Source organism: Enterobacter sp. N18-03635 (assembly GCF_004006055.1).
Taxonomy (GTDB): domain Bacteria; phylum Pseudomonadota; class Gammaproteobacteria; order Enterobacterales; family Enterobacteriaceae; genus Enterobacter; species Enterobacter vonholyi.
Genome location: NZ_CP034769.1, coordinates 2,430,835 through 2,445,918 on the forward strand (window position 1 = coordinate 2,430,835; position 15,084 = coordinate 2,445,918).

The window sequence follows — 15,084 nt, forward strand, 5'->3', positions numbered from 1 at the left end:
GCTTCGCCGTTTCGTTTCTAAGTTTCTCACTCGTTTCGAATTATCTCTTTTGTAAATTTTTCGATAATGGCTCTGTGTGAGCAGAATCAAGTCGACCAGAGTACGTTTTTGCAAACGACGAGTTGCAAACTTTTCAGTTTCCTTGTCGCATCGTCTCGACCTTTTTCGTTAATTCTTCAACTTGATTCATTAGTGCCAGGATGGCTTCGTGGTGAAGCGCTGCGGCCGCACCAGCAACATCGACTGCTAATGTCTTCTCCACTATTGTGCCATCCATAAGCTCAGTAGCCCCGCCTTCAAAAACCGCAGTCGGCATTACCTCCATCAGCTCCTGTGCGATAAAACCCTGTCCCGGTGGAGCATTGTCCAGTCGATCCCATGTGCACCCACGTACCATACGCATCTTATCGAGAGGGTTTTCAACTCGCTTAATATTCGTTTTGATATGCTTATCGGAATTATTTATCCATGAACCATTGCTGGCTGTGGCGTTACCACCATCAGAAAAAAGCCATGTGACCCATGTACCGTTAGCTTTATCTATTCCAATAGCCACGTCCTGGATGGCCGTGCTACCACCACGCCTCGCACCGATATACCCGGCATCGTTAAAATACTGGAATGAAGCCCTTCCAATAACACCTCCAACAGTGCCAGTGTCAAATGACTGCATTCCAACTTTATTACCCGCGTTAGCCGAATATGCAGATGTAAAAAGTGATGGGGTTGTCAGCGTTCCCCCGCTCTTTCCGTGCACCGTGCCGAGCCGAGAATCATCCCCAGCGGCGACGGTTCCCGCTGCTGTTCCAACGTCCCTGGTGGAGCTGTTTCCTAAACCGAGGTTTGTGCGAGCGCCTGATACCGTTGTCGAACCGGTACCGCCCTGTTCTACAGATAGCGCTGTCGTAAGTCCGCTGAGAGAGGTGATGTCGCGGTTTGCACCTTTTGCCGCCTTGCCTGAAAGGGATGTGGTAATGCTATTCCAGGCTGGACCCGTCCATGTCGTTCCATCCGGCAGAGTTACCGTTACATTTCCGGTTCCGGAAAAAATGCTTTGCCAGTTCTGTTTGTCGTAATTCAGTCCTCGTAGCGCTTCAGCACTTTGCGCCACCAGTGCAGCAGTGACCATGTTCAGCGCCACGCGGGGAACCGCTGACCAGGCCGCTCCGGATTGTGTCGGCCCGGTAAAGTTACTGACCAGGGTCAGTTGGGTATTACTCTCGACTGATTTCACCGGCAGCGTATAAGGCACACCGCCCACAGTTGAGACAATGAAGTCCCCCGCAGAAAGCTCAGTTGTGAAAACAGTTCCGGAACCGCCAACAATAGCGGACCCGTTTGTCAGGGTTATGGTTCCTGCTGACATAGTGGACTCCTGAATTCAGATAAAAAAACCCGCCGAAGCGGGTTGTCAGTAAATTGCATCAATGATGGGGATAGAGAGGCTTGTCAGCCGTCGCCCTACCACACTGTATTGCGATGTCCATGAAGCGGCATTTCTTCCCCTCCCCGCGCGCACCAGATTGCCGCTGCGGATCAGTCCAGCCCATTTCAGGTAGTCCCAGCCGGTGTAGACCTCACTGTTATAACCATAGCGGCCAAGCAGGATCATACGATCCCCAATGTCTGTATTCCCCCATGACGGAGCATAGGTCTGGTTCCGGTAGACAAACGGCCGGCGCGTGGTGGAAAACACGCAGACACCACCCTTTATGATATTCAGGCCTCTTCCCGGGGTTGGGCTTTCGCCACTGGCAAAAATAGCGATCTGCATGGTAACGGTCGCATCCTGATCGAGACCAGCATGGTCGATTGTCGCAATAATATTCGAGCCGTCAAATTCGATGGTGACGTTATCAGCACTCCATTTTGCAAACACCATATAGCGGTCGCGTGAGATATTTGTCGTCGGCGTCGCCCAGCTCCCGGTGAAGGTGACAGTGCCGCGCCAGACGCAGTAGCCCGACATCGTGGCATCAGTGATTGAGAGGAAATCCGTGCTGTCCTGAATCAGCAGCCCTCTCCCGGACGAGGCAGGAAGTATTTGCCAGATAGACGCGTCAAAGGTTTTTGCGCGCCCCCAGTTATCACTCCACCAGGTATTCATGGTGATGGTGTTACCTGATACGGTAAATCCATCCAGCATGCCGATCGTGGGAATGAGGTTTGTACCCCTGTTAAGTTTGTAAACGGTATTACGCGGGATAACGACGATCTGGCTACCATCCACGCGCTGATTAATCGTGTACTGATTAACATCCCATGCTTCGCTGACGTTCTGGCAAAACGAAGGGCAGCGGAGCCCGGCAGTTATTTCCATTGCCGGGCCACCGTCCGCATAGGTAATACGTAAACCCTTTGGCATAGTTACCACTCTCCAAGAACAATCAGGTTACCGCCGCCGAGGTCGACTTTTACTCCCTTCCCGTCAATGGTGACGCCGTTACCGTTACCGGTGAACGCGAAGTTGCCGCTGGCTGCATACAGCGAGCCACGGAAAGTACCGCTGTTGAATTCCGGAGAACCGTCTTTTGGAATATTCCATCCTTGAACACCAGACTGAAAATCGTTCGAACGGATGTAGTTACCGATTTTGCCATTGGTGATCGTTCCATCCTGAATAAACGCTGAGCTGATAAATACCTGGCCATTTACAACCGCGAACGGTGAATACTGGGTATCACCACTGCCACTCATCAGCACAAACTGGTTAGCGTTGAAACCGACACGGGTAACAATCGGCTGCCCTGCCTGCGCCAGAACTGCAATCGACATCCCGGCGTTATACATGATGCCATTTACCCTCACGCCTGCTTTAAGGGTGTATATTGCCGAAGCGCCGGAGGCATCGACGACGGCAGTAAGCTTGTCCTCCAGTGCTGCAGTTACGTCCTCTATCTGCGCCTGCACCTGTGTCGACATTTCGGCCATTGCCCTATCCACCTCAGCAATAGTCGTTTTCACAACCAGGATATCGGCGCGTACCTCTCCGTATTGCGCCCATTGATGTTCAACTGTTCCGTGGTTGGCCAGCGCGTTCTGCATTGCAGCTTCAAGATTGGTATCAATATCGCTGGTCAAGCGGTCGCCGTCGGCCGAGTTAAGGAAATCGTCTGCGATTTCACCCAGATAATCATCAGCATTATCGTTAGACATTCCCCTGATCCAGTCGGTATAGCCGGACTCGTTACCCGTTCTGTCAACCAGCTGCGCGCGATACCAGAATTCCTGCCCGGCTTTCAGCCCGAGCTGGGTATATTCAGCAGATGGATAAGGTACGTCCGATAGCAGCAACGGATCGGAAAAGTCGCTGTTGGCCGTGTACTGGATTTCTGTTTTGAGGGTATCGCCGGTGTTTCCCGGGAACCCCCAGTTCAGACGAATACCCCAGTTGATGGCCGTAGCCATAAAGCCCACTGGCTTGGGCGGATTGCCCACTTTGCCGGTCAACGTCTTCTCTTCTGAATATCCCCACCCGGAAGAAATTTCCGCTGCGTTGATAGCTCGCACGCGCACCAGGTACCGTCCGGCGTAGATGCCGGAAACGTCAAAGGTAGTGGTTGAGCTGCGAGGCACGTTAACCCAGTTCCCGTCGTTGCGGCGCCACTGCGCCTCATAGGCGATGGCATTTTGTGCCTGGTCCCAGCTTACGCGCATGGTTTCGACGCTGATATTTTGCTGAATCACCGAAAACGAGCTGATCGCGATGTTGACTGGCGGCGACTGATTACTTGGAGGGATGACACTTACCGGCCGCTGATCTATAACGGCACCTGTATCGATACGGGCATATTTATCCGGATCGTGATTTGCCCCCGTGATGGTATATGTCCCGTCATTGTTATCGGTGACACTAATTACCCTGTACTGCTGCGCATAGAGTTCATCAGATTCAATAACCCATACAGACTCAGCCTGCGGATGTTCACTAAAGGCAGTTGTCACGGTAACCATTTCGCCGGACAGGGACTGAATCGTCCGGGATTGGGTAATGCCCGATGGCAGGTTTACCATTATCCTGTCACCGGCCTTAGCACTTGGCACCCGGTCAAGTTTGAGTACACGACCATTAACCGCGGATAATCGACCACCTAAATCTCTCCCTGAAAGATTTCGGTCAGAAACAGCAATTATGTAGCCCGGCTGAGGAATATTGCCGTCCAGACCAACGTCAAACGTTACAACCCTGTCTTTATTGTTGGTCAGGATCCCCCAGCGCCCTTTCCTGTTTGCCTCAGACTGTCGGGTGCACCCGATGGCGGTGATCTCAAGCTGGTTGAAACCATAGCGCGCCACCAGCGCCTGCTCGAAGACGGGCTCCATTGCATCAGCATAGCCATTTGCCGGATCAGACCAGGATACAAGAGCGTTTGTGTAGCGACTTTTGGTTGTGCTGCTGGAATATACGAATTTGCCGTCGACAACGTTAGCATGCGTGTAGGTAAAATCGACATCTCTGGGCATGTCCGCAAGGGCAACAATCTGATCGTCTCCCCAGTAGGTCATGCCTCGAAAAATGGCGGCGAAGTCACGCAGGACGGTGTAAGCGTCATTTCGATCCTGAATGTATACGTTGCAGGTGTAACGAGGTTCAGTTCCGCTACCACCCTTACCATCCGGTACCGGTTGATCACAATATTGAGCGACCTGATAAAGCGTCCATTTGTCGATATTGGCTGCCGTTAGCCGATTACCAAGGCCGAAGCGGTCAGTGACCACCAGATCGTAAAATATCCACGCAGGGTTATCTGTCCATGCCCACTTAAAAGCGCCCGTCCAGATGCCGCTGTACGTTCGTGTTTCGGGGTCATAGTTATTGGGCACACGAATAACACGCCCGCGGGGCTCGCAGGAAATTTGCGGAATTGAGCCATTGAACTGGCTCGAGTTAAATTCGATGTACAGAAGCGCGGTATTCGGATAACGCAGTTTCGCGTCGATTACTTCCGTAAAGCTTTGCAGCGTCATCGTGTCGCCAATCTTCGCGCTATTGGCATCGGCTGTAATCTTGCGCAGCCTGATGGTCCAGGTGCTGCCCGCCTGAGGTAAATCAATACGGTGGCTGCGTTCATAGCCCGAGGTGGTTTTCCCGGTCACGCTGGTATTTAGCACCGTCTGCCAGGTACCGCCATCTGTCTGCAGGTCAATTGCGTAGTTGACCGAATAGCCAACCAGATCGCCATCATCCTCCTGTTTGAAGAGAGAAGGCCATTTTAGACGCAGGCGAACAGCTGAAAGCTGCGTGTTGGTGAACGTGCGCGTCCACGCTATAGAGCTGGAAACTTCGGAACCTACATTGATTTCATTTTCGGTACCCGGGATCCCTTGAATGTATTTTTGCGCCTGAGTTCCAGAACGAAACTCCCACGCCACACCGCTGAAGTTCTGTGAACCATCTGCGTTCTCAAGTGCGGTGCCATCGAGATAAATATCGCGCGCAGTAAGGCCACCAGCAAACTCCCCCTCTCCCAGCGCGAGAAGGATTTTTGCCTTGGCTACTGACTGCAGATCGTCTGGCTGTTCTGTAGGAGTTCTTGAGCTTGAACTGCCGCCCTTGCGGCCTTTAATAGCAGTTGCTATAGCCATATTGCGCCCATAAAAAAAGCCACCCAGAGGTGGCTTATTGAAATGTGTTTAATCTAGTAGAATTCAACTTTCGTATTCGCTGTCATTAGTACTGGCTTCGGCACAGGATTCCCTGCGCTCTGCATTGTTACTTTACATATTTCAGGAACAAGCTTTTCGCTATAATGACAAGTATTCGTTGCTGTATAACCGTCCGAGTAAACTGATGTGTTTATAATTTTATAATCAAGAGGCTTCCTGTCTTTATCAACATAAGATATTTCGTTTTTAGAGAGGACCTTTCCAGAACCATAAAACTCAGAACGTATCAAATTAGAATTATCATCATAAAAATGCTCAGATATTTTCTTACCTAAATAATAGGTATTTTTAATTAAGCCATTCGAGTAAAGACTATATCGCAACTCGTCACCATTTTCATTTTTACTCAAAATATTACATTTTTCATCGAGCTGTATAGAGAAAGGCTTACCATCTCTCTGGCCAACAAGACTTCCATTGCTATTTTTTAGATTTGTTTCATGACCAGACGAAACGTTATCAAGATCTAAGCTTTCGACACAACCATTCTTAGCTAGTCTGATGGCAATTTTATAAGTGACCTTACCATTTTCTTCAACATCAGTATCTAATGATTTGACAGCTCCTTTAACTGGATTGAAATCAAACATAGTAGATAAATTATAGAGGAGAGGTATGTAATGGTTATCAGCTAAAGCCATGCCTGAAAATAAGGAAGTACAAAGGAAAAGAGTAGATATTTTTTTCATTTTTGAATCTAAGCTCAGGTTACCCCAAATTAAGTAAGCCCATTACAGCATGCTTACTGCTGATCTTCAACATAGATACCGGCGGAGATGATCGCTCCACCGATGCGGCGTTTGCCGTAAAGGAGCGGCACAGGATTACCCTGGGCTGTCGTATTGGTTACTCCACCAAATGCGTAGCTGGCCTTATTGTCTGCCGATTGCTTGCTGGCTAGTCCTGTTGTCTGTGGAGAAAGCATTTGAACGACACCGCCAAGGGCCATCGCAGCGCCAAATTGCATTAGAGGAACGCCGACAGCACCACCGCCAAAGTATGACGCCACAGCACCAACTGCGACCAAAGCCACGCCTAAGATGGTCTGGAATACTCCACCACGTTTACTCCCGAGGATAACCGGCGCAATACGGATGTCAGCTGTACTCTGATCCATAGAGAGCTCATCATCGTTCAGGTTACGCTTACCGCTGAAAACAGCGTAGGTTAGGCCGCGCTGCTTGCTGGTATTCAAAAAACGCTCAAAGCCTGGCACGATAACGCACAATGCGCGGATGGCTTCTTTTGGTGAGGCTACCGAAAGTTGGAATTCGCGGCCAAACGTAGTACCCAAAACACCATATAGACGAACAGTACGGACGGATTCGCACATTATCCCTCCTGCATGATTAGGCTTTTATGCCTGACAATTTTCATGGTTCTCTCCATCCAGTAACCTCCATATGGCACACGTTGACTGAGGTGACCATAAAGATGATGGAGAAGCATGTTCCCCTCCAGCAAGATCCCTGAATGGTTCCACTTATTCGATTCCACCTGCATGATGATCAAATCGCCCGGCATTGGTGATCCACTGAATTCTCGGAACCCACATTCGTACCAGCAATCCTGATAGAAATTATCCGGATAGGAGTCCTCCCACCACGGATAATCAACACGGTAATCCTGAAGTTCGACATCATGCTCCTGCCGGAAATAGCTCATCACCAGCCCCCAACAGTCGTAATGTCCGAGCACAAACGTTCGCCCGAGCAGCGGCAATTCTCCGCGGGGAGTAATGGTACGAAAGTCTCCTTCCGGCCAACTGACAATATGCCAGGGCAGCAACGTTGCATCGCATTGAGCCTTGTCCAGTTCGCTTGGTTGGGTTGTCGCGTCAGGGTGACTATGTACGATTCCCGTTATCGTCCCCCAGTCTTCAGCAGCAGCGTAGTCCTCTGGCGAAAGGTGAAACTGTTCCGTTGGTTCGGCAGCCAGGTTACGGCATGGGAAATAGCGTTCAACCCGGCTTTTCTGCGCTATCACGCCACAACATTCGCGGGGATATTCTTTCGCAGCATGCGCCAGGATGTCCTGAATTGTTTTCTGACGCATGTTAACTCCTGATCAAAGATGTTCCCGGAAAACCACCGAAAGGAAGTTCATTGTGTTCACCAAACCGAAGCTTGCAGGCGGTGAGCGTGCCGTTGCATTCATCCAATGAGGGATCGCTTACCGGATTGTTGTTTTTGTCGAAGTAAAGCGTGCCGGCATAATCACACCCATCGCCGGTGCGGTACTTGTTCCGGATGCACCATGTGCAAAGGGAATGCAACTGTCTGGTCGGGATCATCAACCCCTGCAGATCCATCGGGCTGGTAAGAACAAACTCGATACTTTCACCAGGCAGTTCGCTATTTTTACCGTCGATATAGAAAACCCGCTTTCTCACCTGCAAGGGATCTGCTGTTGGATTTCCATCCGGGAAATTGCGCGCATCAAGGTAATGCGCAAAAGTGTCATGAATCGTAACTTTGGCCTGCAGCATATCGTCATAGGCCAGACAGAGCGCAGTGATAGAGCTGTCAATGTTGGCAACGGTGAGCGTCGGCTGGGCGCTACTGCCATCGGTTGACGCTTCCAGTCCCTCGAGCTTATATGGCCAGGCACCATACTCTTCGCCCTGCCACCAGATACTCTTCGCCTTTAACTTTGATTCGTCGCCACCAGCAGCCGAAATTTCTTCTTCAGTATGCGGGAGGTTATAAGCGTGAAAGCGCAGAACGTCGTCCAGACCAAACACAGAACCGTCTACCTCAAGAAGACGTATTTTTTCACCAGGTTCGAGGCGTTGATAATCTTCAGTAATCATGGTGCGTATGCCTGTTTGAAGCTTGCTTTTATGGTCATCACTTTGCTGGATAGCGGCTGGGCTTTAATGGAATCAGCTTCAATCCGGTATAAACCGGTTTCGCCAACAGGAGACGTCCAGATAAAGGATTTTGTGATGTGCTTGCGGCAAAAACTCAGCGCATCGAGCATCTCTGCTTTTTTTCCCGTTAAGGTCATCGGCCATGACTGTTTTTCAGGATTGATCCCTTCACCGGCGATCTGTTCAAAGCCGTCGCCAAAGGATGCAGAGCGTGTTGCGTAAGTGAACTCCCCTTCCATGCCCGCCTGAATCTGGGTTCGCCAGTTAAATATTTCGATCGCCATGTTTCCCCCGGGCATAAAAAAACCCGCCGAAGCGGGTTAAGTAGATACTTCAGCTCAAAGGTATCTTTTCTTTAAATCTTCAAGCCTGCTGTTTTCTTGCTCTGTAAAGCCAGAAGCATCAAACATCGCTTCTTTATTTGCACCATTTACTCTCGTTACTGTAACTGTGAAGACCGCATCAGCTGGAGCATCAACCTGCCCCCATTCAGAAAACTTATTCGGAGCCAATGCCCAAGTAGCTTCTTCCCCCGGTTCAAGCCCGCCAGCAATTTCGTAGTTAAAATCTTTTTCCAGCCATGGAACTGAACGTCCATCGCTGGCTATCACTCCATTGAAGTACACACGGGAAATAGCTTTATCAGTATTGTTTTTCACAACAAGGCGAATAATAGGTTGTGGCTTCCCATACTCTTCAGGTTCCAGGCTAAATCGAGATGATAGAACCTGTACTTTTTTGAGTTCTTCTTTGGCCTTCTCAGAGTCAGCTTTTTTCTGTTCAAGCTCTTTGATTTCCTGAATTGCCTGCTCTTTCTGCTTAAGTTCCCTCTCGGCAGTGACTTGCTGAGCATAAGAGATGATTTCCTCGCCAGTTTTGCCAGACAGCGGCTCGCGCATCTTCTTGCTTAGATCTTCTTTGTCACTTTCTGACGATGCTCGCATTAGGTCAGCCATATTAATGTTACTGAACGCTACGACCTTTAAAGCGCTATCAAATTCCTCCCGTTTATTTTCCGGCAGAGATTCTCTGACCTTGGCTATAGATGATTTCATTGCGTCATCAGTTGATGAGTCAATTTTAGGTTTATCGCACCCGGCTAATAAGAAGGAAAGAAATAACACACCTACAATTTTTTTCATGTCCCTATTCCATCAGTAAAAATTGAGATTAATCCTATCAGGAATTGGCATAACGGCAAAATCTTCGGAGGTACCTTATCTTGATTTCGTTGCATTCCAGATGAGACCTCCAGGCTGGAGCTGTTTGGCTATACCTGCGCGTACTGACTGATCAATGGTCTGCTTGTAAGCCCGAGAAATAGCGTCACTGTCACCAGAAGCCTGCTGCTGAGTGTTCTGGTTATGAACGATCACGGACGTTTGAACGGTTACGCCGCCAGTTGCCGAAGATTGCAGCCCATACATCGGGGCGCGGCCAACATAACCGCCGTTTGCATACCCCTGAGCTCCACGCATAAGCGCATACAGATTGCCGACACCCAGTGCACGGGTCGCTTCCTTCGTAAACACAAACTCACCGCCGTGTACAACGCCTTTCGGTTGGTATTTACCGCCATCTCCCGTGTAGCCGCCTCCATCAAAACCAGGGACCAATCCACCACCTGAAAAACCAAAGAACGCGCCGATACCGGTTCCACCAAACGCTGACTTCATTCCATTAACTAAAGCCAGTTGCGTCAGCATCTGGGCGATGCCCTTGAGGAAAGTAGAAAGGAAATCTGAGAAGTTAGATTTACCTGTGGTGAAGAAATCAGTCAGGGTGCTGGCCATGCCGGTGAACGCGTTGCTGGTAACCGTCTGCACCTGGGAGTAAACATTTGTCGCGCTGTCTTCAAACTCCGCCCAGCCCTTTTTCGCGCCTGTCAGCCAGTCACCCCGCAGCTGATCTTCAGCATCATAGTAATCATTAGCTGCCTTAAGCTGTTTCTGATATCCCTCTTCATCCAGCGAACCACCAGTATTTTTCCAGCCGGCGGCGAGCTGACTTTTTGCCAGCTCTCGCTGCGCCTGGCGGTCACTCATCCCCGCGCCACCCAGTAATGCGGCCTGTTTCTCAGCCATCTGCGTGACGTATTTCTGCGAGGTATCCATGCGCTTGTTCAGCAGTTCCTGCGCGGAAATCTGATCACCCAACAGGGCTTTCTGCCGCGCTAACTGCAGCACCTGGTCTTTACTCGCGAGCAGAGATTGCTCCTGCTTTGTCAGCGAGCGAGATCGGGAGGCCTCTTCCAGCACCTGAAATTTCGCTTCCGTAGTCCAAAGGTCTTTGCGCTGTTGGCTGATAGTGTCGTTCAGCCCTTTATGCTGCTGCAGCGCGCGTAACTGTGCCTGAAGCGCCAGCAGCTCGGCCTGGGCAGCATCCGTGCTGCGATCGCCAGCCGATAAAGTGCCCTGCTTTCCGGTTTGCGTCTTTTTACCAAAAGAAGCGACTCCTTCACGATCCTTCTGGGTGGTTGCGGTACTTATCTTTCTGGTCGTATCGAGGTATTTACCTGCACTGATATCAGCGGCATCCCAGTCTTTTTTCAGCTGAGAGACGCTGTCGCCATAAGCGCCGGCCATTTGTTCGTTGTAGTCCTGCCATCCCTGCAAAGTATCCGTTTTCGCCCAGTCAGGAATGAGATTAATCGCAGCAGCGATAGAGGAAGAAATGATCTGGTTCAGTTTCTGGAAAACTATCGCAACGCTGTAATAAATTGCGTTGAATTCCTTCAGTGTGTTTGATGCCAGCTCAGCTACCCACTGACCGATATTCTGCATGGCCTCAGACGCCCAGTCTTTGATATCCAGCCACAGGCGACCAAACGGTGTCAGCGAGTCATAAGCCTGTTCTCCGCGTTCTGCCATCGTATCACCAAACAGGTCCATAGCCTGTGTAACGGCCGCGGTCTGGTCCTTCTGTTTCACCAGCTCATCAATATGCTTAAGCTGCGAAACAGTCAGGAAGTTGTATTGTTCGTTTAGACTCTGGAGGGCTCTAACCGGATCCTTTTCAATATCCTGATAGGCCTTGATGATGTCCTGCGCCGAAACAATACCGGTTTGAACTGCAAGTGCAGTAGAGCTCGCCGCTTTTTCAAGCTGCTGCTGTGTGAGCGAACCCATGCTAATCAGTTCAGTCATCAGACTCTGAATGGTTTCTACAGTAGCGCCAGTAGAGGCAGCAATCGACTGAGAGGAAGCCATAACCTGGAGCGCTGTAGTGCCAGCAATATTGCCTGTCCTGATAATGGCCTTGTTAATTTCGTCGTAGGCTGTGAAGTAGTCCGCTCCCGCTTTTGCAGCAATCAGAACAGCACCTGCCAGACCACCAATGGCCACTCGGGCAGGAGTCACCATCGACAACATCGCTTTCAGAGCATTGCCTACACCGCCAAACGAATCGCGCAGCTGGCCGCCCTGCTGAATGGCTACCATATAAACCGGCATACCGGACGCTAATGAAGTTACGATGTCGGTCATTTGCATTGGAAGATAACGCATCGCGTTGTGGTATTGCCCCGCGCTGATCGCTCCTGACTTCCACGCTTCTTCCTGCTCTTTCAGTCGGGCGATCATCGGTGCAGCACGATCGGACACGCCAAGTTGGGCTGCTTTTAGCTCAAACAGTTCTGCGCGCGTTTTCCCGATTGCTGTGACCTGCTCTTCCAGCGAATCGATAAAGGTTTTGCCCGCTGCAGCTGCGCGCTGCGCTGCCTGTGCCTGTTCAATGCGAGCCCGCCCCTCTGCGGTCTCAGACTCCATGACCTGCGCCAGTTTAGCTCGGGTCGTCTCAAGCACGCTGTTGTAGCGAGTAAAGTCTTCATCCCCTACCAGCCCTTTGCCGCGAAACTTCGCCAGGCTCTCCTGGATCGTGTCCAGTTCATCCAGCGCCTTGTTTACGGGGCTGATTTTATTCAGTAGGTTCTGCAGTTCCTGCCGCTGTTGCTTGAGGCTTTCGCTGTTTTTCTTCTGGTTATCGATACCGGTGCGGAACGTACTATTCAGGTCATCCGCTTTACCTGCCGCAGCGGACGCGGTCTCCTGAAAGCGATCCAATGCCTGGTTACCACGCTCCAGCTCACTGGTATTTACACGCAGGGAAATAGTGGCGATGTCGTTACTCATTCCGCTCTCTCTTTATGCATAATTTTTAGCGCAGCACTTTCCATCACCCGGATATCCGAAAGCGCGGTTGCCTCGTCGTCGACGTTGTGCAGACGCATCACCCAGGGCAAAACGTTATAGTCGAGCCCGGACGTGCCGCCCATTCCCGTTCGCCATTGCGTGCTAACAGCCCGAAACACCAGGAATGAAGGCCAGATATCGGGCCAGACATCTACGATATTATCGTCATAGTCATCCGGCGTAAGCCCGTAAGGCGCCAGGTCTGCCGCTGTGGGCTCAGGCGTATAGAACGCAGAGGCAACCGCTATCAGTTTTTTTCACGCTGCCCCATCAGCTCGCGGTAGTAGGTTTCCGGGATTGCCTTGATTGCCGCCGGATAGTTTTCCAGCAGCACCGACAGGTTTTCCACGTTGAATGCGTCGGGAAGTGCCCAGCCAGCAATGATTTCCATCAGAAAATCAGTGGCGGTTTTACCTTCGAGTTTTTCGAGGTCAGCCAGTTCTTTAAGTGGCTTGTGGTTGAACGTGAACGTCAGCACGCCATCCTCATCGCCAGCGCGGGGGATCGAGACATTGGCCTTGAATGTAGGTTTGGGCTGAAGGGTGAATTTGGTCGCCATCGATACCTCTTAACGAAAAAAAGCCTCCGTTATGGGAGGCATGGAATAGTGAAAGCTCTGACGGGTCAGGCGGCAGCGTCAGTCACCTTGTAGAACGTCATCGCCGGTGACTGCAGGTTCAGCACCACACTCACTGTCTCTACCTCGTTAACCGCAGTAGTTGGCGTATCGTCAAAGGACGCCGTGGCCGCCCAGTAACGGTTTTCCTTCGCCTTCGGCACGTACATGTAAGCCGCAACCGTCTCTTCGTCTTCATCCAGTTGGCGCAGCAACGGATATACCGGGAGAGTTGAGTCGTGAGCGATCGAGTAGGTCTGAGAGACTGCGGATTTATAGGTATTCAGGTTTCGCTGGCGGTCGTCGCTCAGGAACTGAATCTGTGTGGTGTTCTGATCGCCACCAGATTTCGACACCTCAGTTATTTGCGGCAGCTCGGTCCATTCAAGCACCTTGCGGATCGAGCCGGTACCGCCACCAGCGGCATATTTGTTTTTGTTGGTGGTATTGATATTGCGAAGGGTTACGGCGCTTTCGGCAATCGCATCAATTTTTGCAATGACGTTATCAACACCGGACCAGTTGCAGTTCACATGAACAATATCACCCACCTTGAGTGCGTCCGCTTCACTCACGGTGATCATCATATTTTCGGCGTTCGTCGCCCCGGTGAAAGTAATGGCTGGGCCATAACCCGATGCCAGATAGACGTGAGCGCCGTTAGGCAATGCAAAGCCCATATTGGTTACTCCTTTGGAAACGGGAAAACCGGCAAAGAGCCGGTCAGGTTTAGTAGGTTGTGAGGATTAGCTGGAGATATCAGCTCGATAATTGAGACTAACGGGAACGGTATAAGAGACTGATGTAGTGATACCGCGGAAAACACCAGGCGTTTGATCTATCCAGCATGTAAAACCCCTGCCTTCAATCTCCTGCCCCTCGGGGAACAATTCAGCCACGCGGTCAGCCAGAGCCACAACATCGGTACGGCCAGTGCCGACAGGGGCCACAACGTTAATCTGGTATACACCTGAATAAATGCGGCAGCGCAAACCAAGGTCCAGCGTACGCGGTGTAGCGGGCATGTCATGGACAGCAAGATAGAGCCCATCAGATGGCGGTGTGAAAGGCACGTTTTCCCAGGCAACTGGGATCCCTTCAGCATCAGCCCACTCGCCGAGCCTTGCGGCCAGCGCCGCCGCAATATCGGGAATCATTTAGTCACCTCCCTTACTGCTTCTTCAAAAAATCGCTGAAACTCAGCAGCAGTAATGCGCACCATCCCACCCGGAGCCTGGGAAGAGTGCCCCATCTCCAGTCGATACGCGTAAGGGACGTTGTTGCAGAAATAAATAGCCTTCATCCCGACTTTGAACAGCGACAGCGTGTAATTCCCTGCGGCTTTTGTCAGATTTCCGGTTTTATCTACACGACCCGTTTCATCTGTGGTCGGTGTATCAAAAGACACCTGCCAGTTGCCCCGAAACCGTCCACCGGTATATCCCGGCGGCGCTTTGATATCCATCCCATCCACCAGTCGAGCCTTCTTCTTAAGTCGTCCGGTTTTAGTCAGGTTTGCAGGGTCCGCTTTTTGCGCTTCGTTATGGGCGTATACCGCCTGATTGTAAGAAGCTGCCGTCTGGTTGATGCCCCAGAGTTCGGGGTTGCCGACAGGTGACATCATCACCAGTTGATTAAGGATCCGAATGCCGACCGCTCGTACGACCGCTTCCTGATTCGCTTTGGCTTTGTCCACAAACGCGGTGATGGCAGCCGTGAACGCCTTGTTATCGCTCATG

15 protein-coding genes are annotated in these 15,084 nt (G+C 51.0%); all 15 read right to left on the bottom strand.

Annotated elements, in window-relative coordinates:
- Nucleotides 1-133: 133 nt before the first annotated feature.
- Nucleotides 134-1,366 carry a tail fiber domain-containing protein gene (locus ELK40_RS12275; RefSeq protein ID WP_127731114.1) on the bottom strand — a complete coding sequence of 411 codons (1,233 nt, stop codon included), beginning with the start codon at nt 1,364-1,366 and terminating at the stop codon, nt 134-136.
- A 45-nt stretch (nt 1,367-1,411) separates the two neighbouring features.
- Nucleotides 1,412-2,365 (bottom strand): DUF6453 family protein, encoded by a 954-nt coding sequence (locus ELK40_RS12280; protein WP_127731116.1) that lies wholly within the window; start codon nt 2,363-2,365, stop codon nt 1,412-1,414.
- A 2-nt stretch (nt 2,366-2,367) separates the two neighbouring features.
- Nucleotides 2,368-5,586 carry a DUF1983 domain-containing protein gene (locus ELK40_RS12285; protein ID WP_127731118.1) on the bottom strand — a complete coding sequence of 1,073 codons (3,219 nt, stop codon included), beginning with the start codon at nt 5,584-5,586 and terminating at the stop codon, nt 2,368-2,370.
- 53 nt (nt 5,587-5,639) lie between these two features.
- The gene (locus tag ELK40_RS12290; protein ID WP_087822680.1) at nt 5,640-6,356 is read right to left on the bottom strand and encodes a YnfC family lipoprotein; all 717 of its coding nucleotides are present in this window, start codon (nt 6,354-6,356) and stop codon (nt 5,640-5,642) included.
- A 53-nt stretch (nt 6,357-6,409) separates the two neighbouring features.
- A complete protein-coding gene (locus ELK40_RS12295; RefSeq protein ID WP_087822681.1) occupies nt 6,410-7,000 on the bottom strand; it encodes a tail assembly protein in 591 nt (196 codons plus the stop codon).
- Nucleotides 7,000-7,722 (bottom strand): C40 family peptidase, encoded by a 723-nt coding sequence (locus ELK40_RS12300; protein ID WP_127731120.1) that lies wholly within the window; start codon nt 7,720-7,722, stop codon nt 7,000-7,002. The genes ELK40_RS12295 and ELK40_RS12300 overlap by 1 nt, the downstream gene beginning before the upstream one ends.
- A 1-nt stretch (nt 7,723) precedes the next feature.
- A complete protein-coding gene (locus ELK40_RS12305; protein WP_127731122.1) occupies nt 7,724-8,479 on the bottom strand; it encodes a phage minor tail protein L in 756 nt (251 codons plus the stop codon).
- Nucleotides 8,476-8,823: a phage tail protein gene (locus ELK40_RS12310; RefSeq protein WP_127731124.1), complete on the bottom strand. Its 348-nt coding sequence runs from the start codon at nt 8,821-8,823 to the stop codon at nt 8,476-8,478. The genes ELK40_RS12305 and ELK40_RS12310 overlap by 4 nt, the downstream gene beginning before the upstream one ends.
- Before the next feature lie 54 nt (nt 8,824-8,877).
- Nucleotides 8,878-9,681, bottom strand: a complete 804-nt coding sequence (locus tag ELK40_RS12315; RefSeq protein WP_059357639.1) for a DUF6694 family lipoprotein — start codon at nt 9,679-9,681, stop codon at nt 8,878-8,880.
- A 75-nt stretch (nt 9,682-9,756) separates the two neighbouring features.
- The gene (locus ELK40_RS12320; RefSeq protein WP_127731126.1) at nt 9,757-12,669 is read right to left on the bottom strand and encodes a phage tail tape measure protein; all 2,913 of its coding nucleotides are present in this window, start codon (nt 12,667-12,669) and stop codon (nt 9,757-9,759) included.
- Nucleotides 12,666-12,980, bottom strand: a complete 315-nt coding sequence (locus tag ELK40_RS12325; RefSeq protein ID WP_127731128.1) for a DUF1799 domain-containing protein — start codon at nt 12,978-12,980, stop codon at nt 12,666-12,668. The genes ELK40_RS12320 and ELK40_RS12325 overlap by 4 nt, the downstream gene beginning before the upstream one ends.
- Nucleotides 12,977-13,288: a phage tail assembly chaperone gene (locus ELK40_RS12330; RefSeq protein WP_127731130.1), complete on the bottom strand. Its 312-nt coding sequence runs from the start codon at nt 13,286-13,288 to the stop codon at nt 12,977-12,979. Before ELK40_RS12330 ends, ELK40_RS12325 begins: the two co-directional genes overlap by 4 nt.
- A gap of 65 nt (nt 13,289-13,353) precedes the next feature.
- Nucleotides 13,354-14,025: a phage tail protein gene (locus ELK40_RS12335; RefSeq protein ID WP_127731132.1), complete on the bottom strand. Its 672-nt coding sequence runs from the start codon at nt 14,023-14,025 to the stop codon at nt 13,354-13,356.
- 66 nt (nt 14,026-14,091) lie between these two features.
- Nucleotides 14,092-14,502 carry a DUF4128 domain-containing protein gene (locus ELK40_RS12340; protein ID WP_047652148.1) on the bottom strand — a complete coding sequence of 137 codons (411 nt, stop codon included), beginning with the start codon at nt 14,500-14,502 and terminating at the stop codon, nt 14,092-14,094.
- Complete coding sequence (locus ELK40_RS12345; protein WP_127731134.1) at nt 14,499-15,083, bottom strand: hypothetical protein; 585 nt, start codon at nt 15,081-15,083, stop codon at nt 14,499-14,501. The genes ELK40_RS12340 and ELK40_RS12345 overlap by 4 nt, the downstream gene beginning before the upstream one ends.
- Nucleotide 15,084 lies beyond the last annotated feature (1 nt).

What these genes read in the sequence shown, in the direction of transcription:
- ELK40_RS12285 (WP_127731118.1), bottom strand. Translation starts at nt 5,586, where the DNA reads ATGGCTATAGCAACTGCTATTAAAGGCCGCAAGGGCGGCAGTTCAAGC.
- ELK40_RS12295 (WP_087822681.1), bottom strand. Translation starts at nt 7,000, where the DNA reads ATGTGCGAATCCGTCCGTACTGTTCGTCTATATGGTGTTTTGGGTACT.
- ELK40_RS12345 (WP_127731134.1), bottom strand. Translation starts at nt 15,083, where the DNA reads ATGAGCGATAACAAGGCGTTCACGGCTGCCATCACCGCGTTTGTGGAC.
- ELK40_RS12340 (WP_047652148.1), bottom strand. Translation starts at nt 14,502, where the DNA reads ATGATTCCCGATATTGCGGCGGCGCTGGCCGCAAGGCTCGGCGAGTGG.
- ELK40_RS12290 (WP_087822680.1), bottom strand. Translation starts at nt 6,356, where the DNA reads ATGAAAAAAATATCTACTCTTTTCCTTTGTACTTCCTTATTTTCAGGC.
- ELK40_RS12310 (WP_127731124.1), bottom strand. Translation starts at nt 8,823, where the DNA reads ATGGCGATCGAAATATTTAACTGGCGAACCCAGATTCAGGCGGGCATG.
- ELK40_RS12275 (WP_127731114.1), bottom strand. Translation starts at nt 1,366, where the DNA reads ATGTCAGCAGGAACCATAACCCTGACAAACGGGTCCGCTATTGTTGGC.
- ELK40_RS12300 (WP_127731120.1), bottom strand. Translation starts at nt 7,722, where the DNA reads ATGCGTCAGAAAACAATTCAGGACATCCTGGCGCATGCTGCGAAAGAA.
- ELK40_RS12305 (WP_127731122.1), bottom strand. Translation starts at nt 8,479, where the DNA reads ATGATTACTGAAGATTATCAACGCCTCGAACCTGGTGAAAAAATACGT.
- ELK40_RS12315 (WP_059357639.1), bottom strand. Translation starts at nt 9,681, where the DNA reads ATGAAAAAAATTGTAGGTGTGTTATTTCTTTCCTTCTTATTAGCCGGG.
- ELK40_RS12330 (WP_127731130.1), bottom strand. Translation starts at nt 13,288, where the DNA reads ATGGCGACCAAATTCACCCTTCAGCCCAAACCTACATTCAAGGCCAAT.
- ELK40_RS12280 (WP_127731116.1), bottom strand. Translation starts at nt 2,365, where the DNA reads ATGCCAAAGGGTTTACGTATTACCTATGCGGACGGTGGCCCGGCAATG.
- ELK40_RS12335 (WP_127731132.1), bottom strand. Translation starts at nt 14,025, where the DNA reads ATGGGCTTTGCATTGCCTAACGGCGCTCACGTCTATCTGGCATCGGGT.
- ELK40_RS12320 (WP_127731126.1), bottom strand. Translation starts at nt 12,669, where the DNA reads ATGAGTAACGACATCGCCACTATTTCCCTGCGTGTAAATACCAGTGAG.